The following is a 17,917-nucleotide window of genomic DNA, read 5'->3' on the forward strand; positions in this document are numbered from 1 at the left end:
GCCAGCCAATGCTGGCCTTTTTTCTATGTGTTAAACCTGTTTGGCTAGGAAAAGAGATGTCTGGGGAATTTAGTTTAATTAATCGCTATTTTACAAAGAAGCAGTCCGAGCGCAAAGATGTCCACCTTGATATCGGTGATGATTGTGCCATCGTTAAAGTCCCTGAAAACAGTCGTTTGGCGATTACGACTGATACCATGGTTGCTGGAACTCATTTCTTGCCTGACGCCAACCCTAAATGGATTGCTCATAAAGCATTAGCTTCAAACATTAGTGACTTAGCTGCGATGGGAGCAAGGCCTGCATGGTGCTCGTTAGCGATTTCTCTGCCAGATATAGATGATGCGTGGCTTGAAAGTTTTAGCGCTGCTTTTTTTGAGTTAGCCGATTACTATAATGTAAAACTTATTGGCGGTGATACAACAAAAGGGCCTCTTAGTATTACGTTAACACTTCATGGTTTTTTACCTAATGACTATGCATTGACGCGGCATAATGCAAAAGCTGGAGATTGGATATATGTCACAGGAACACTTGGAGATAGCAAAGCTGGGTTGGATGTTATCCTAGATAACGCTCTCCGCTCTCAACCTTCTTCTGATGTACTTGAACAGAGACATTACCTTTCTACACCAAGGGTATTATTGGGACAAGCTTTGCTCAATGTGGCCAGTTGTGCAATTGATATTTCTGATGGGTTGGTTTCAGATATTCAGCATATCCTGACTAGCTCAAATGTTGGCGCGACACTCAATGTTGAACATTTACCTATTTCTGATGAACTGGTTGGTTTTCTCAATAACGATCGTGACAAAGCACTGCAATATGCATTAACAAGTGGAGAAGAGTATGAACTTTGCTTTATCGTATCTCCATATAATATTGAAGCTCTAGAAAGCCATCTTAGTCATTGCAACACACCTTACCAATGCATTGGCCAAATTCGTGGCAAAGAAGGTCTAGAGTTGCATTCAGATGGGCAAGCTTTAACATGGCAACTATCTGGCTTTGATCACTTTGGAATATCAGTATGAATAATCCTAAACAGCTTCTTCGCTTATCAAATCCATGGCATCTTCTTGCTGTGGGGTTTGGCAGTGGGTTGTCTCCCTGGATCCCAGGAACAATGGGGACACTTGCCGCGATTGTTCCATACCTAGCGCTAGCTCATTTACCTTTCTGGGCTTATATTGTTGTGTGCATTGTGGGCTCATGGGTTGGAATTACAATTTGCCAGAAAACTTCTGATGATATGGGCGTACATGACCATGGCTCTATTGTTTGGGATGAGTTTATTGGGTTGTGGATCACTATGTTAATTGTGCCTATTTATGGGCTTAATCCTTATGAATGGCAGTGGCTTATTGCCGGGTTCATCTTATTTCGCTTTTTCGACATGCTGAAGCCTTGGCCAATTAGTTGGCTTGATAAAAGAGTGCATGGCGGGTTTGGAATTATGATAGATGATATTGTTGCTGGGATTATCTCTGCGATTTGCTTAGCAGGACTAGGGCATTATTTAGCTTGGATTTAAAAGATCTCGTTGAATGAGATCTCTATGTTCTAACTGGCTTTTGATGAAAACTATTGGTATTTTTTCCAATCAAACTCTAGCGAGTTCAGTACTTCCTGTATTTCCTCGGTTTGGAGTGTGTGTTTTTCTCTATTTTTAGGTGAACAGCGTACACTATCTATTTTTCCATTATTTGGAAGTGTTACTTTATCAAAATGGAAATGATCACAAATTTTATCGATTACTCGTTGTGGTTCGAGTTGTAACGATTCATAACAAAGAATGAGTACTAGTTCAGGGTTTTTCTGTTCTAATTCACTCCACTTTTTATAGTATTGATCCCACTCTAATAAATATTTCTCTTTCCAAACTGGATCAGAGAGCGATGACCAGTCTTGCTTTTTTCCCCAAGAGTACACACTTTCAAGCCAACTCTCAGGTGTTTTAAATAACACAATGTGGGGATGGTCATCTGGATATTTACACAAGTAATTTAATTCATGAATGGAGTTCACTTGGTAATAGTTAAGAAAAGATTCTCTATCCATGAAGATAGAGGATTTATCGTCCATTAATCGAAAGTGCTTGTGTGCCGGATGGTTTCTATAAGGGTCATAGGCATTTGAAACGTTGATAGATGTTTGTTTCAGTAATTGACATAAGTAGTTGGTCCCTGAGCGCTGTATGCCACTATGAGACAAGTCTGTACGATTTAAGTTTTTATACTTAAATTTGAGCATAGACAGGTTATCAGCTAACACTCGCCTCATGGACAATCCTTTCATTGAAACCGTTTCCTTTAAAATAGAATACCGTACCTTAAACGTACCACTACATATAAGATAGCTCAGTATATTTAATAATAGAAAAATATTTATGTGGCGAAATGTTAATTGGGTAATATTTCAGATACGTTTTCTATTATCATTTTGCTGAGAGATTGCTCTTGCTCTTCCGTTAGCCTTGTGTAGTCTTTGTTCGTTAAAATAAATAGATCTTCAGCCCTCTCCCCCAACGTTGAAATTTTTGCTCCATGAAGAACGAAATTATTTTCAGCAAACGTTGCCGCGACAGTCGCAAGTAACCCTGGCATATCAAGGGCGACAAGTTCCACCAATGTGTGTTTTTTTGTTTTCGTTGGTAAAAAATCTACTTTGGTTCTTACTTTAAAGTGTTGAAGGTTGCTAGGGGCACGGCGCGTTTTATTCAGAATCGGTTCTCCTTTTAGGATTGCCGATTCAATGTGTTCGATCAGTAAACTATGACGTTCAAGATCGATCGCTTCACCATGTTGGTCGAGGACCATAAAAGTATCGAGAACAAAGCCGTCTTTACTTGTCATAATTTGCGCATCGTGAACGTTAAGACCTCGACGATCTAGTTCAGCCACGATAGCGGCAAATAGTGCTCGTTGATCTTTGGTATAAACGAACACTTCGGTTCCACCACGCGTTGCTCTTTTACTCATTAAAATTAATGGTTTGTTATGGTCATCGTGATTAAGTATATGAATACAATGCCAAGCAATTTGCTGGTGAGTGTGGCGAAGAAAGTAGTCGGCTTTAAATCGTTGCCATAACACTTCGATTTCACGAGCAGTAAACCCTTCTTTTCTTAATAAAGCAGAAGCAAGTTGCTGGTTATGACGAATTCGTTCGCGGACATCAACAGGGTTCTCCAACCCGCGTCGAAGTGCGCGTTTAGTCGAATAGAATAATTCTGCTAGCAGTGTCCGTTTCCAACTGTTCCAAAGCTCAGGATTTGTTGCGCAAATATCAGATACGGTCAAGCAAACAAGACATTCCAAATACTCTTCATCACGAACAGTTTTAGCAAATTCTATGATGACTTCTGGATCGTATATATCGCGCCGTTGTGCTGTTACAGACATGAGAAGGTGATTTTTAACAAGCCATGACACTAGCTTCGCTTCTGGCTTTGATAAACCGTGTTGAATACAGAAGGTGTATGCTTCTAGTGCGCCGATCTCAGAGTGATCACCCCCTCTGCCTTTTCCAATATCATGAAATATTGCGGCTAAAATGAGTAAATCGCGACGTTTTAGCTTTGGAAATAATTCACAACAAATTGGGTGTTTTTCGTTGTTTGCAGGATCTGAGAAAACGTGCAGATTATTAAGTACTCGAATACTGTGTTCATCGACTGTGTAGACATGGAAAAGGTCAAACTGCATTTGACCAACAATATGACTCCATTGAGGTAAATAAGCTGCTAACACGCCATGACGATGCATTAAGTCAAGAGCTTTAGTCAAACAGTTAGGGTGACGAATAAGCTCAATGAATTTGTCTCTTGCTTCAGGAATCGCACAAAGAAACTTAGTTAGGCGACGTCGAGCTGACCTTAGTTCACGCATGGTAGATGGCGTGATGCCCGTAATTGATGAGTCGTCAGCAATATGAATGAACATATCGAGAATTGTTTCTGGGTGGTCATTAAATAAATTATCAATTCGGCAGTCTATCAGCGCGCCACTACGCTGAAATTGGTCATTGATAATTTCAATATCCAAATCGTCTTCATCATGTAAGATCGCAAGGTCAAATAACTTAATGAGCATTTTATTGAGTTCGGCGACGCGACCTAAGGTACGATAGAACTCTTTCATCATTTTTTCGACAGCTTGGTTTCCTTCCCCAATAAACCCTAGGCGTCGAGCGACGGGTTCTTGGTGTAAGAAGGTTAACCGGTTGTCATAGCGTTTTAATTCGAGATGAAGGGCAAAGCGCACTCGCCATAGGAAATCCTGACATTCACTTAATTCGCGGTACTCAGCATCGGTAAGAAAACCATATTTACTCATTTCAATCAGTGACGTGGCACCGAAATGACGACGTGCAATCCAACTTAGAGTGTGTATATCTCGTAAGCCACCGGGTGTTGATTTTATATCTGGTTCTAGGTTGTAAGTTGTATCGTGAAAGCGAGAGTGGCGTAAACGCTGTTCTTCGACTTTAGCCTGAAAAAACGTTTCTGTTGGCCAAAACGATTCAGATAATATCATTAAAGTCATTTTATGAAAGTTGCTTTCACTACCGACAATAAAACGTGCTTCTTGAAGGTTGGTTGCTACCGACAGATCTTCTCTGCCAATTTCAGAGCATTGATTAATCGTGCGGACAGCATGGCCAATTTCAAGTCTCAAATCCCACAAGAAAGTGATAAAATCGCTCACCTTACTTTGTATTTCAGGCGCTATTTCTTCTTTTGATAATATAAGAATGTCAATATCGGAAAGCGGGTGAAGTTCTTTACGTCCATAGCCACCAACGGCTACCAGACTGATATCTTCAACGGTATCGAACCCAAAAAAACGCCATAAACGTATCAATATTTGGTCTACATATTCTGCACGACCATAAACTAAATCAGTAACCGATTGTCGGTTAGAGAACAGGTCCTTCTGATGCTCTCCAAATTTGTCGAGCTCGTCTTTGAGTTTAGAGGTTGTGATGTCAGCATCAGGTATAGTCGACGGCGTTTGATAAAGCATGATTCGAGTCCGTAGATGAGTAAAAAACTAAGTGAGTAACTTATCAAAGATAGCACTAAAAAAAAATCCCTGCTCAATCAGGGATTTTTTATGTCATGGTGAATTAAGAATTTTTCATTATTCGCGGGATAGTTTCGTCTTTTCGTAAAGTGAGTACTTCACACCCTGTCGCAGTGACTAATAACGTATGTTCCCATTGAGCGGAGTTTTTTCCGTCAGCGGTATAGACTGTCCAGTTATCTTCATCATCTAAACGACAACCGAATTTTCCTGCGTTAATCATAGGCTCAATAGTAAATGTCATGCCTTCCCTAAGAACGGTTTTATCTCCGTTACGGTAATGCACAACTTGTGGTTCCTCGTGAAATTTATCTCCGATACCGTGGCCGCAATAATCCTTAACAATAGAAAACTTAGTGCGAGGGTTATTTTTATTGTTAGTTTTTATGTATTTTTCTATTGCAGTACCGATTTCTCCAAGTTTCGCTCCGGGTTTTACTTGTTTCATCCCAATATAAAGAGCTTCTTGTGCAACAATGGAGAGACGTTTATCTTCTGGCGACACTTCGCCAATGAGAAACATGCGAGAAGTATCGCCATGATAACCATCTTTAATCACAGTAATATCAATGTTGAGGATATCACCATCTTTTAATACGGCAGGGCGACTAATTTGACCAAAGGTCGAGTCTTTTGTTGCCGGTATTCCATGACAAATAATGTGATTAATCGAGGTGCAAATCGATTTTGGGAAACCATGATAATCCAAAGGAGCAGGAATTGCGCCTTGAACTTCTGTAATATATTTATGACAGATTTGATCAAGTTCTTCTGTTGTTACGCCAGCTTTAACGTAGGGTTCGATCATTTCTAGTACGTCAGCGGCAAGTTTGCCTGCAACACGCATTTTTTCGATCTCTTGGGCTGTTTTTATTTTAACTGACATAGGTATTCTCTAATTTTTCGGGGACACTTAAAGTGCAAACTGATGTATTGTAGCAATCGACCGAATGATCGCAACAAATCTAATGTGAATATAGCAAATATCAGCAGTTGCTAACCTTATGTTTCGCTATTTTTTACTAGCCAAAATGCTGTGAAATATGATATAAAGCGCGCCGGAATAGATTGCGTATCTCTAATGTGCGTTACGTGATTTTTCCACACACACTAATTGTAAATCACACACATTTCGTCACGTGTTCCGGGGTGCTCTCAATTTAGAGGGTCGGATGCATGGGAAATGTGGAGGCCTAACCCCATAGAGGATTTTAAAATGGCAACTGTATCAATGCGCGATATGCTTAAAGCTGGTGTTCACTTCGGTCACCAAACTCGTTACTGGAACCCAAAAATGAAACCATTCATTTTTGGTGCTCGTAGCAAAGTTCATATCATCAACCTAGAACAAACTGTACCAATGTTTAACGACGCTCTTGCTGAGCTTGCTAAAATCGGCGAGAAAAAAGGTAAAGTTTTATTTGTAGGTACTAAACGCGCAGCATCTGAAGCTGTTAAAGAAGCAGCTATTGCGAGCAACCAATACTACGTTAACAACCGCTGGTTAGGTGGTATGTTGACTAACTGGAAAACTGTTCGTCAGTCAATCAAACGTCTTAAAGAACTAGAAGCTCAGTCTTCTGATGGTACTTTTGATAAGCTAACTAAGAAAGAAGCTCTAATGCGTACTCGCGAAATGGAGAAGCTTGAGAAGTCTCTTGGTGGTATCAAAGATATGGGTGGTCTACCTGACGCTCTATTTATCATCGACGCAGATCACGAGCACATCGCGATTAAAGAAGCGAACAATCTAGGCATTCCAGTAATTTCTGTTGTAGATACCAACTCTAACCCAGATGGTGTTGACTTCATTATTCCTGGTAACGATGATGCTATCCGCGCTGTTCAACTATACTTGAATGCTGCAGCAGCATCTATCAGCGAAGGTCGTAACAAAGACGTCGTAGCAGTAGCTGACAAAGATGGTTTCGTTGAAGCTGAATAATTAGCGGCTCCGAATCATACTTTATTTTTGTTTATTTTTAGCATTAATAAGGTAAAAGTTAGTATTGGGGGCCATAAGATCGGCCCCTGATTTTTATCTCATCCAGAATTTAGTCGAGGAATATAGAATGGCTGTAACTGCTGCTCTAGTTAAAGAACTGCGCGACCGTACCGGCGCGGGCATGATGGAATGTAAGAAAGCGCTTGTTGAAACTGAAGGTAATGTTGAACTAGCGATTGAAAACATGCGTAAAAGTGGTGCTGCAAAAGCTGCTAAAAAAGCAGGTAATACAGCGGCTGAAGGTACTATCATCATCAAACAAGGTGAAGGCGTTGCTGCTCTTGTAGAAGTAAACTGTCAAACAGACTTTGTTGCTAAAGATGGTAGCTTTGTTGCATTCGCAAATGAAGTTGCTGACGCTGCGTTAGCGGGCAAAGCATCAATCGAAGAGCTACAAGCTCAATTCGAAGATGCTCGTATCGCACTTGTTGCGAAAATTGGTGAAAACATCAATGTTCGTCGTGTAGAGTATGTTGAAGGCGAAGCTATCGCAACTTACCGTCACGGTGAGCGTATCGGTGTTGTTGTTGCTGGTACTGCAAGTGACGAAGAAACGCTTAAGCACATTGCTATGCATGTTGCTGCATCACGTCCAGAATATGTTAACCCTTCTGACGTTCCAGCTGAAGTTGTTGCTAAAGAGCGTGCAGTTCAAGTTGATATTGCAATGAACGAAGGTAAGCCACAAGCGATCGCTGAGAAAATGGTTGAAGGCCGTATGAAGAAATTCACTGGTGAAGTTTCTCTGACTGGTCAAGCATTTGTTATGGAACCAAAGAAATCTGTTGGTGATGTTCTGAAAGAGAAAGGTGCAACTGTAAGCACTTTTGTTCGCCTAGAAGTAGGTGAAGGAATTCAGAAAGACGAAGGCATGAGCTTTGCTGAAGAAGTAGCAATGGTAACAAAAGGCTAATTGTAGTCATTGCGTATAAATTAGAGACCGTAGCCTAGAGCTGCGGTCTTTTTACGACTAACGTAGTCAGATGTTAATCGTGATGCATCGAATTTTGTTTAATCGAGCGTTGTCTGTTGGCAATTTGTTCGCAGTACTAAAAATTCAATCCATGACGGTTAATAACAACTCTCTTAATTGAAGGTAAACTCCATGACGACGAATCCTAAACCCACATATCAACGTATTTTATTAAAACTTAGTGGCGAAGCATTACAAGGCGACGAAGGTTTTGGTATTGATCCAACTATATTGGATCGTATGGCACAGGAAGTTAAAGAACTGGTTGAACTTGGTGTTCAAGTCGGTGTGGTGATTGGTGGCGGAAATCTATTCCGTGGTGCCGGCCTAGCACAAGCTGGTATGAACCGTGTTGTTGGCGACCATATGGGTATGCTTGCAACAGTTATGAATGGTCTAGCAATGCGAGATGCGTTACATCGTGCCTATGTGAATGCTCGTGTTATGTCAGCGATTCAACTTAAAGGTGTATGTGATGACTACAACTGGGCAGATGCTATTAGTCAGTTGCGTCAAGGTCGTGTTGTTATTTTCTCTGCCGGGACTGGTAATCCATTTTTCACGACAGACTCAGCGGCTTGTTTACGTGGTATCGAAATAGAAGCGGATATTGTTTTAAAGGCAACTAAAGTTGATGGTGTTTACACCGCAGATCCTGTTGCTAACCCTGATGCCGTTTTGTGTGATAAGCTGAGTTATAATGAAGTTCTTGATAAAGAATTGAAAGTTATGGATTTAGCTGCTTTCACTCTAGCTCGTGACCATAATATGCCGATTCGAGTTTTTAATATGAATAAACCAGGTGCGTTACGTCGAGTCGTTATGGGTGAGGCTGAAGGCACTTTGATTGCTGAGTAATTAACACTCTGTGATCAGTAAGAGCGCGACAGCATAAGCAAGAAATAGATATAAGATAAAGGTGACATAGTGATTAATGAGATAAAAAATGATGCACAAGAACGCATGGATAAAAGCGTCGATGCTCTGAAAAACAGCTTGTCGAAAGTTCGAACTGGCCGTGCGCATCCAAGTCTTCTAGCGGGTATTTCAGTTGAATACTACGGTGCTTCTACTCCTCTAAACCAAGTTGCAAACGTTATGGCAGAAGATGCACGTACATTAACGATTACCGTTTTTGATAGCGAGCTTACGCCAAAAGTAGAAAAAGCGATTATGGCATCAGATTTAGGTTTAAATCCAATGTCGGCCGGTACCGTTATTCGTGTTCCAATTCCTGCGCTAACTGAAGAACGTCGTAAAGACCTTGTTAAAATTGTTCGTGGCGAAGCTGAAAGTGGCCGAGTTGCTGTACGTAACATACGTCGTGATGCGAACGGTGACTTTAAAGCGTTACTTAAAGAAAAAGAAATTTCTGAAGATGAAGATCGCAGAGCGCAAGAGGAAATTCAAAAATTAACCGATATCGCGGTTAAGAAAATCGATGACGTCTTAAGTGCAAAAGAAAAAGAGCTAATGGAAATTTAGTTCATTTTTAATATGAGGCAGCGCTGGTATAAACAACTCAGCGCTGTTTTACTATTCCATTCAATCTATTCAAAAGTCCCTTATGCAAAACGTTCAATCGTTACCTGATGATGCTCTTCCCAAACATATTGCCGTTATTATGGATGGTAATGGGCGTTGGGCGAAAGAAAAAGGTAAACCTCGTGTCTTTGGCCATAAAAATGGTGTTAGAGCGGTTCGTAAAACCATTGCTTCTTCTGCGAGGCTTGGAGTTCAAGCTGTAACTCTATTTGCGTTTAGCAGCGAAAATTGGCGACGACCACAAGATGAAGTGGGCGTATTGATGGAGCTGTTTCTTTCCGTCCTTGCGAGCGAAGTGAAAAAGCTCCATAAAAATAACCTTCGTTTGAGAGTTATAGGTAATACATCTCGGTTTAGTGACAAGCTTCAAGCTAAGATAGCCCAAGCAGAGCAAATGACGAGTGACAATACTGGGATGGTTGTGAATATCGCTGCAAATTACGGTGGTAAGTGGGATATTACCTCGGCCACACAGCAAATTGCCGCTCTTGTCAGTGATGGGAAGATACAGCCATCGGAAATAAGTGAAGAGTTGGTACAACAGTTCTTAACGATGAGCGATCTACCAGAAGTCGATTTACTTATTCGTACTGGTGGAGAGCGTCGGATCAGTAACTTTATGCTTTGGCAAATGGCCTATGCTGAACTCTACTTTACAGATGTTTATTGGCCTGATTTTGATGAAGATAATTTGGTTGAAGCGGTGACTTGGTTTGTCAATCGAGAGAGGCGTTTTGGTTGCACTGGTGACCAAGTAAAAGCATTAATGGATAAAAAATAAAGGTTTAGGATTTGAAACAACGAATAATTACCGCCTTGGTTCTTGCTCCTCTTATAATCTTGGGGATTTTTAAACTGCCTTTTGTCGCTTTTGTCGCCTTTATTGCAGCAATAACTTTGATAGGGTTTTGGGAGTGGTCGCAGTTTGTTGGCGGTTCTTCAAGAAAAGTGGCGATGATTCCTGGTGCTGCCTTGGGATTGATACTTGTTATTTTTGCTTATCCCCAACTCTCTTTTTCTCATTCAATTTCCGCTTTCCATCAAGTACTTCTTACTATTGGTGTTATTTGGTGGATTTGGGCAAGCTATGCAGCATTAAATTTTCCTAGCTCCTCTCTATGTTGGGAGAAGAAAATAACGCTTAAGCATTTATTTGGGCTTCTCACTCTATTGCCCTTTTTCTGGAGTGTTGTTTTGCTACGTTCAGAAGGTTTGGACAATGACCCATCTCATGGTGCCAAACTTGTTTTGTTCGTTTGCTTAGTTGTTTGGACTGCTGATAGCGCTGCTTATTTTACTGGTCGCCGATTTGGTAAACGTAAAATGGCACCGAATGTCAGCCCTAATAAAACTATCGAAGGCCTAATTGGTGGAGTTGTCGCTGCGGTCTTCATTGGCTGGATTGTTGCTCATTGGTTTGATATCCATTTTTCAAATTACCTTGTTATGGTTATAACGATTCTAATGACTGTTGTTTTATCGGTATTAGGTGATTTGGTTGAAAGCATGTTCAAACGAGTTTCTGGAATTAAAGACAGCGGTTCTTTGATTCCTGGCCATGGCGGTATATTGGATAGAATCGATAGCTTAACATCTGCTTTCCCAGTATTTGCTTTCCTTTATTTCCTGCTTAGCTAACCGAACCGAGAGTATTATGCGTCGAATTACAATCCTTGGAGCAACAGGGTCTATTGGTGCTAGCACATTAAGAGTGATAGCAAAAAACCCAGAACAGTACAAAGTTGAAGCACTGGTTGCTGGTAACAATGTTGATAAAATGGTTGAGCTTTGTGCCGCTTGGTCTCCTAAGTACGCGGTAATGTCGAATGAACTGGCCGCAAAACAGCTAACCCATAAACTCGCGCATTTGTCGCTGTCGACTCACGTTCTTTTTGGCTCTCAAGCAATGTGTGATGTAGCGGCGTTAGATAACGTTGATATGGTGATGTCTGCCATTGTAGGTGCGGCGGGCTTATTGCCAACTATGGCCGCGGTAAAAGCAGGAAAACGAGTATTGCTCGCGAATAAAGAAGCATTGGTAATGTCCGGACAACTCTTTATTGATGCTGTTGAAAAATATGACGCGCAACTGCTTCCCGTTGATAGCGAACACAACGCGATATTCCAGTGCTTGCCTTCAGAAATTCAACAAACACTTGGCCGTTGTCAACTCGCTCAGCATGGTGTTTCTAATATATTACTCACAGGCTCTGGTGGCCCATTCCGCTATAGCGATATTGAAGAGTTGACCAGTGTCACTCCGGCTCAAGCAATCGCTCATCCAAACTGGTCTATGGGCCCAAAAATTTCAGTTGATTCGGCAACTATGATGAATAAGGGCCTGGAGTTTATTGAAGCAAAATGGCTTTTCAATACAAGCCAAGAACAGTTGAAAGTATTAATTCATCCTCAATCCGTTATTCACTCTATGGTTCAGTATCGAGATGGTTCTGTGATCGCACAAATGGGGGAGCCAGATATGGCAACTCCGATTGCATTGACTATGTCATATCCAGAAAGAATCGATGCAGGTGTAAAGGCTCTCGATTTCACTCAATTAAGCGAACTGACGTTTATGGATATTGACGACAAACGTTACCCTTGTTTAAAACTCGCTATGGAAGCGTGTTTTGTCGGGCAACATGCTACGACAAGCCTTAATGCCGCGAATGAAGTTGCTGTCGATGCGTTTCTCAAAGGGAAAATTCGTTTTACCGATATTGCAACTATTAGTGAAGTTGTGTTGTCGAAAGTTCACGGACATAAAAATGTTGATGTAACATCATTGGAAAGTTTGATAGCACTGGACAATGAAAGTCGATCATTGGCCCATTTGGTTGTAAAAGAGCGAGCACTATGAGCAGTATAATTTGGAACTTTGCATCGTTTATTGTCGCCCTTGGTATATTAGTTACTGTACATGAGTTCGGACACTATTGGGTTGCCCGTAAATGTGGAGTGAAGGTCGAGCGTTTTTCTATTGGTTTTGGTAAGTCACTTTGGCGTCGAATAGGTAAAGATGGTACTGAGTATACCATCGCTTTAATTCCATTAGGTGGTTACGTCAAGATGCTTGATGGTCGTGTAGATGATGTGCCAGAAGAACTCTCTGACTCAGCTTTTGATCGTAAACCTTTGTGGAAACGAGCTGCTATTGTGGCGGCAGGACCTGCCTTTAATTTCTTGTTTGCTATCTTCGTACTTTGGCTGGTTTATTTGATCGGTATTTCGACGGTGAAACCCGTCATCGGTGAAGTCACACCTCAATCTATTGTTGCTCAAGCTGGTTTAGAGCCAAAGATGGAACTAAAGGCAATTTCAGGCGTCAGAACACCGGACTGGGAATCGGTTAACATGGAAATTATTTCTCACATTGGTGAGAGAGAGCTCAGTTTAACTGTGTCATCAGATGATTTGATAGGAACAGAACAAGAGATAAAAGTAAACTTGTCGGATTGGGAATTCGACCCTGAAACCGAATCTCCAATGACAACCTTAGGTTTTACTCCATTTAGCCCTGAAATATTTACTGAGCTTGGGCTTGTTAGTGATGATGGCGCAGCTCACCTTGCTGGTTTGTTAGAGAACGATATTATTCGCTCTATTGATGGTGTGGAAATTAAGACATGGCAAGAAATTGTCGATATCGTCAGAGGTAGTCCTGAAAAACCATTAAGTTTGATTGTTGAACGAGATGGGCAGAGTAGAACATTACTACTCACTCCAGGAGCCCGAACACTGTCAAATGGTGATGTGATAGGCTTTGCTGGCATTGCACCAAAAATGGCAGAGTGGCCAGAAGAGTACAAAATTGATTTGAAATTTGGACCGCTTGAGTCGATGTATAAAGCTGTTCAAAGAACGGGGCAGCTAATTGATTTGACCGCGACAATGTTGGGTAAGCTAATCTCGGGTGATATTGGGCTAAATAATTTAAGCGGACCTATTTCTATTGCGAAAGGCGCTGGTACAACTGCTGGGTTCGGCGTCGTCTATTTTCTCAGCTTTTTAGCCTTAATTAGTGTTAATTTGGGAATTATTAATTTAGTACCTTTACCTATGCTAGATGGCGGGCATTTAATGTTCTTCGCTATTGAAGCAGTAATAAAGAAACCTGTTTCAGAACGCATTCAGGAAATGGGGTATCGTGTCGGTGGCGCAATTATCTTTTCGATGATGGCGATTGCGATTTTTAACGATTTTGCACGACTTTAATAACATTACAACACCTATGTTGTATAACGGAACAATAAGAATAACGATGACGATAAAGAAGCTACTTTTGGCCACATTGCTTTTTAGCAGCCTCCCAACAAGTCTTTCAGCCTATGGTGCAGAGGCTTTTGTGGTTAAGGATATTCAATTCGATGGTTTACAGCGCGTTACCTTAGGTGCAGCATTATTGAAAATTCCTGTTCGGATTGGCGATACTATGGATTCTCAGGATGTTGCCAATACCATTCGTGCACTTTATGGCTCTGGGAATTTTGAGTCAGTTGATGTTTATCGTGATGAAGGTGTGTTATTGGTTCGAGTACAGGAACGCCCAACAATTTCTGATGTAACCTTTTCTGGGAATAAGGCAATCCAGGATGAGCAATTACAGCAGAACCTAGAAGCTTCTAATGTTAAAGTTGGCGAAGCACTTGATCGCACTGCACTTAGCAATATTGAAAAGGCACTAGAAGATTTTTATTACAGTGTTGGTAAATATAACGCAACAGTTAAGGCCGTTGTGACCCCTCTACCTCGTAATCGTGCTGATTTAAAGTTTGTATTTTCTGAAGGTGTATCAGCAAAAATACAACAAATTAACTTCATTGGTAATCAAGTCTTTAGTGATGATAAGTTGCTAGATTTATTCGATTTGAATTCCGATGTCGCGTGGTGGAATATTTTATCAAATGAAAAGTACCAAAAGCAGGTGCTCGCAGCGGATCTAGAAAAATTAAAGTCTTATTATTTAGACCGCGGGTATCTTAAGTTTAACGTAACCTCAACCCAAGTCTCAGTCTCCCCTGATAAAAAAGGTGTTTACATCACCCTTGCTATTGACGAAGGCAAGCCTTACACGGTGAAAAATGTATCATTCAATGGTGAACTGATAGGTAAACAGCGTGAGCTCTCGGAGTTGGTCCCGTTTGAAAGTAATGATATTTACCAAGGGTACAAGGTTACAGCACTCGAAGAAGATATCAAACGGATGCTCGGAGAGGCAGGGTATGCGTTTCCGAAGGTTCATACTCAACCTGAATTTAATGATGATACACAAGAGGTTTCGTTAGCGGTTAATCTGGATGCAGGTGATCGAATCTATGTACGCGAAATTCGTTTTATGGGTAACACTAACACCAAAGATGAAGTTTTACGTCGTGAAATGCGTCAGATGGAAGGCACGTGGCTAAATGCAAAAGCCATTGAAACAGGTAAAACCAGACTTAACAGACTTGGTTATTTTGAAACTGTGAATGTTCAGACTCAGAGAGTTGCTGGCTCGAGTGACCAAGTTGATATTATTTACAGCGTTAAGGAAACCGAATCAGGAAGTCTTAACTTTGGTATCGGATATGGTACTGAGTCTGGTGTTAGTTTCCAGGTCGGGATTAGCCAAGATAACTATTTAGGATCCGGAAACAGTGTCGGCATTAGTGCGACGACCAATGATTATCAGCAAAACATATCGTTAAATTATACAGATCCATACTGGACTATTGACGGAGTAAGTTTGGGCGGAAAAGTCTTTTTCAATGATTTTGAAGCATCTGAAGCCGGTATCGTGGATTATAATAACCAAAGTTATGGCGTAAGTTTAACGTGGGGTTTTCCATTTGATGAACTTAATCGGTTCTCGTTTGGTTTGGGTTATACACACAATAAAATTGGTAACTTATCGCCTTACGTTCAGGTTGAGAATTTTCTTGTCGCACAAGAAAGTAACATCAATAGTGATGGTGATTTGGTTACCAATGATTTTACAGTCAGTGCCAATTGGACGCGAAATAACCTTAATAGAGGCTACTTTCCTACGGAAGGTAATTACCAAAGAGCCTCTTATAGTATGACCACTCCAGGGTCCGATACTGCATACTTTAAGCTTCAATATGATGTTCGTCAGTACTTCCCGTTGACGGAAGAACACAATTTTGCTTTATTGCTACGCAGTCGATTGGGATATGGCAATGGGTATGGTCAAACGGATGGACAAGATAATTTGCTGCCATTCTATGAGAACTATTATGCTGGAGGTTTTAGCACATTGCGTGGTTTTGGCTCCAATTCTGTGGGCCCTCGAGCGGTATATCAAAGCTATGCGGACAGCAATAATGGAACAATTTATGTAAGTGATGACTCTGTCGGAGGTAATGCCGTTGTCAACGCCAGCATCGAATTGATCGTACCAACACCATTTGCGTCTGAAGAAGCTCAAAGTCAAATTCGTACGAGCGTATTTTTTGATGCGGCAAGCGTGTGGGATACCGAATACGATTACTCATCTATTAGTGCCAATTATGGTGATGAGTATTATTATGACTTTTCTGACCCAACAAATTACCGTTCATCGGTTGGTGTCGCTTTGCAATGGATATCTCCAATGGGACCTTTAGTATTCTCTATAGCTGAGCCTATTAAGAAGTACACTGGTGATGACGAAGAATTCTTCTCATTTACTATTGGTAAAACGTTCTAAAATCAATAAGGGTATTATTTTGAACAAATCAATTAAAGCACTAGTCATCGGGCTATCATTAGCCTCTGCTTCACTTTCATCAATGGCTGTTGAAGCGGCTCAAAAGATTGGCTACGTCAATACAGCTAAAGTATTTCAAGCCCTGCCTCAGCGTGAAATTGCTCTGCAAAAAATTCAAGCAGAATTTAAAGATCGTGCACAAGAGCTAAAAAATATTGAAAATGACATTAAGACAAAGGCTGAAAAGCTAAAGCGTGATAGTTCATTGATGAGCCGTGAAGAAGTGGATCAATTACGCATTGAGCTGGGACAACTTGATAGTAGCTATAAGATTAAAGGTCAGGCTTTTAAACAAGCATCTGCTAAGCGCGAAGCTGAAGAAAATCAGAAGTTAGCGAAGATTATTGGTGAAGCAGTCAATAAAGTCGCTGACAAAGAAAAATTTGACCTAATCATTGATGCTCAAGCCGTTCGTTACGCTAAGTCTGAGTTTGATATCTCAGACAAAGTGATTAAAGCTATAAAATAACGCAAAGTAGACTCCAATGAAGAAAATTACGCTAGCAGAAATTGCCACATTAACCGGTGGTCAGTTATTTGGGGATCATGAATTAGAAGTTCATGCAGTCGCTCCGATGGATAAAGCAGGTGAGGGAGAAGTGACATTTTTGTCTAACCCTCGTTATGCTAAATTTTTGGCGCAGTGTAATGCATCGCTGATTATGGTTAAAGAGCAACAAAAAGATCTCTGCCTCGGCAACACTTTAGTGGTTTCAGATCCTTATGTGGCTTTTGCTAAACTTGCTCAAGCTTTGGATACTACACCTTCAATGGCGAGTGATGGCGTTCATTCGTCGGCGGTAATTGCAGGAGACGTATCTATTGGTGCGAATGTATCTATTGGAGCGAATAGTGTTATTGAGTCTGGTGTTTCACTTGCAGATGATGTTGTCATTGGCGCAGGTTGTGTGATTGGAAAAAATGCAGTGCTTGGCCGTGGAACCCGCTTATGGGCAAATGTAACGGTTTACCATAATGTTGATATTGGACATTCGTGCTTAGTCCAATCAGGTACGGTTATCGGCTCTGATGGCTTTGGCTACGCAAACGAAAAAGGTGAGTGGATAAAAATACCTCAGCTTGGATCCGTTAAAATCGGTAATCGAGTCGAGATCGGTGCAGGGACAACGATTGACCGTGGCGCACTAGAAGATACGATTATTGAAGACAATGTTATTATCGATAATCAAATCCAGATAGCTCACAATGTTCAAATAGGATATGGCTGTGCAATGGCTGGTGGAACCATCGTTGCCGGCAGTACCAAAATTGGTAAATATTGTATTATTGGCGGTGGCGCGGTGATTAATGGCCATATTGATATAGTTGATGGTGTAACTATTACAGGAATGAGTATGGTTATGCGTAGCATAGAGGAAAAGGGCGTATATTCCTCTGGTGTGCCAGTTCAAACTAATAAAGAGTGGCGAAAAATGGCGGCTCGGGTGCATCGAATTGACGAAATGCATAAGCAGTTAAAAGTAATACAAAAAGAGTTCGATAAAGAAGAATAGATAAAAATTTCTTTATCATTAAAAAGGTTCGCGAATTGCGAGCTT

At 41.0% G+C, this 17,917-nt stretch carries 16 protein-coding genes; 13 read left to right on the forward strand and 3 right to left on the reverse strand.

Annotation, left to right across the window (positions count from 1 at the left end):
- Nucleotides 1-56 precede the first annotated feature (56 nt).
- Nucleotides 57-1,034, forward strand: a complete 978-nt coding sequence (gene thiL, locus ACWU4D_RS07110; protein WP_456050793.1) for a thiamine-phosphate kinase — start codon at nucleotides 57-59, stop codon at nucleotides 1,032-1,034.
- Nucleotides 1,031-1,534: a phosphatidylglycerophosphatase A gene (pgpA, locus tag ACWU4D_RS07115; RefSeq protein WP_456050714.1), complete on the forward strand. Its 504-nt coding sequence runs from the start codon at nucleotides 1,031-1,033 to the stop codon at nucleotides 1,532-1,534. The genes thiL and pgpA overlap by 4 nt, the downstream gene beginning before the upstream one ends.
- Before the next feature lie 50 nt (nucleotides 1,535-1,584).
- On the opposite strand, the gene ACWU4D_RS07120 is transcribed toward pgpA, so the two are convergent.
- From ACWU4D_RS07120 to map, 3 genes are all read right to left on the reverse strand, one after another.
- Nucleotides 1,585-2,298 carry a hypothetical protein gene (locus tag ACWU4D_RS07120; RefSeq protein WP_456050715.1) on the reverse strand — a complete coding sequence of 238 codons (714 nt, stop codon included), beginning with the start codon at nucleotides 2,296-2,298 and terminating at the stop codon, nucleotides 1,585-1,587.
- Between the two features lie 104 nt (nucleotides 2,299-2,402).
- Nucleotides 2,403-5,027: a bifunctional uridylyltransferase/uridylyl-removing protein GlnD gene (glnD, locus tag ACWU4D_RS07125; RefSeq protein ID WP_456050716.1), complete on the reverse strand. Its 2,625-nt coding sequence runs from the start codon at nucleotides 5,025-5,027 to the stop codon at nucleotides 2,403-2,405.
- Nucleotides 5,028-5,130: 103 nt separating this feature from the next.
- A complete protein-coding gene (gene map / locus ACWU4D_RS07130) occupies nucleotides 5,131-5,973 on the reverse strand; it encodes a type I methionyl aminopeptidase (RefSeq protein ID WP_456050717.1) in 843 nt (280 codons plus the stop codon).
- A gap of 330 nt (nucleotides 5,974-6,303) precedes the next feature.
- On the opposite strand from map, the gene rpsB reads away from it, so the two are divergent.
- The 11 genes from rpsB (at nucleotide 6,304) to lpxD (ending at nucleotide 17,872) form a co-directional block, all read left to right on the forward strand.
- The gene (rpsB, locus tag ACWU4D_RS07135) at nucleotides 6,304-7,032 is read left to right on the forward strand and encodes a 30S ribosomal protein S2 (protein WP_456050718.1); all 729 of its coding nucleotides are present in this window, start codon (nucleotides 6,304-6,306) and stop codon (nucleotides 7,030-7,032) included.
- Nucleotides 7,033-7,159: 127 nt separating this feature from the next.
- Entirely contained in the window at nucleotides 7,160-8,005 is an 846-nt protein-coding gene (gene tsf / locus ACWU4D_RS07140) for a translation elongation factor Ts (protein WP_456050719.1), read from the forward strand.
- 192 nt (nucleotides 8,006-8,197) lie between these two features.
- Nucleotides 8,198-8,923, forward strand: a complete 726-nt coding sequence (gene pyrH, locus ACWU4D_RS07145) for a UMP kinase (protein WP_456050720.1) — start codon at nucleotides 8,198-8,200, stop codon at nucleotides 8,921-8,923.
- A gap of 69 nt (nucleotides 8,924-8,992) precedes the next feature.
- Complete coding sequence (frr, locus tag ACWU4D_RS07150) at nucleotides 8,993-9,550, forward strand: ribosome recycling factor (protein ID WP_456050721.1); 558 nt, start codon at nucleotides 8,993-8,995, stop codon at nucleotides 9,548-9,550.
- Nucleotides 9,551-9,632: 82 nt separating this feature from the next.
- A complete protein-coding gene (locus tag ACWU4D_RS07155; RefSeq protein WP_456050722.1) occupies nucleotides 9,633-10,391 on the forward strand; it encodes an isoprenyl transferase in 759 nt (252 codons plus the stop codon).
- 11 nt (nucleotides 10,392-10,402) lie between these two features.
- Nucleotides 10,403-11,248 (forward strand): phosphatidate cytidylyltransferase, encoded by an 846-nt coding sequence (locus ACWU4D_RS07160; protein WP_456050723.1) that lies wholly within the window; start codon nucleotides 10,403-10,405, stop codon nucleotides 11,246-11,248.
- 16 nt (nucleotides 11,249-11,264) lie between these two features.
- Complete coding sequence (gene ispC / locus ACWU4D_RS07165) at nucleotides 11,265-12,470, forward strand: 1-deoxy-D-xylulose-5-phosphate reductoisomerase (RefSeq protein WP_456050724.1); 1,206 nt, start codon at nucleotides 11,265-11,267, stop codon at nucleotides 12,468-12,470.
- On the forward strand, nucleotides 12,467-13,825 hold the full coding sequence (gene rseP / locus ACWU4D_RS07170) for a sigma E protease regulator RseP (protein WP_456050725.1): 1,359 nt from the start codon (nucleotides 12,467-12,469) through the stop codon (nucleotides 13,823-13,825). The genes ispC and rseP overlap by 4 nt, the downstream gene beginning before the upstream one ends.
- A gap of 46 nt (nucleotides 13,826-13,871) precedes the next feature.
- Nucleotides 13,872-16,298: an outer membrane protein assembly factor BamA gene (bamA, locus tag ACWU4D_RS07175; RefSeq protein ID WP_456050726.1), complete on the forward strand. Its 2,427-nt coding sequence runs from the start codon at nucleotides 13,872-13,874 to the stop codon at nucleotides 16,296-16,298.
- A 19-nt stretch (nucleotides 16,299-16,317) separates the two neighbouring features.
- The gene (locus ACWU4D_RS07180; protein WP_456050727.1) at nucleotides 16,318-16,827 is read left to right on the forward strand and encodes an OmpH family outer membrane protein; all 510 of its coding nucleotides are present in this window, start codon (nucleotides 16,318-16,320) and stop codon (nucleotides 16,825-16,827) included.
- A gap of 16 nt (nucleotides 16,828-16,843) precedes the next feature.
- Complete coding sequence (gene lpxD / locus ACWU4D_RS07185; protein ID WP_456050728.1) at nucleotides 16,844-17,872, forward strand: UDP-3-O-(3-hydroxymyristoyl)glucosamine N-acyltransferase; 1,029 nt, start codon at nucleotides 16,844-16,846, stop codon at nucleotides 17,870-17,872.
- Nucleotides 17,873-17,917: the final 45 nt, after the last annotated feature.

The organism is Vibrio phycocola, assembly GCF_053850235.1.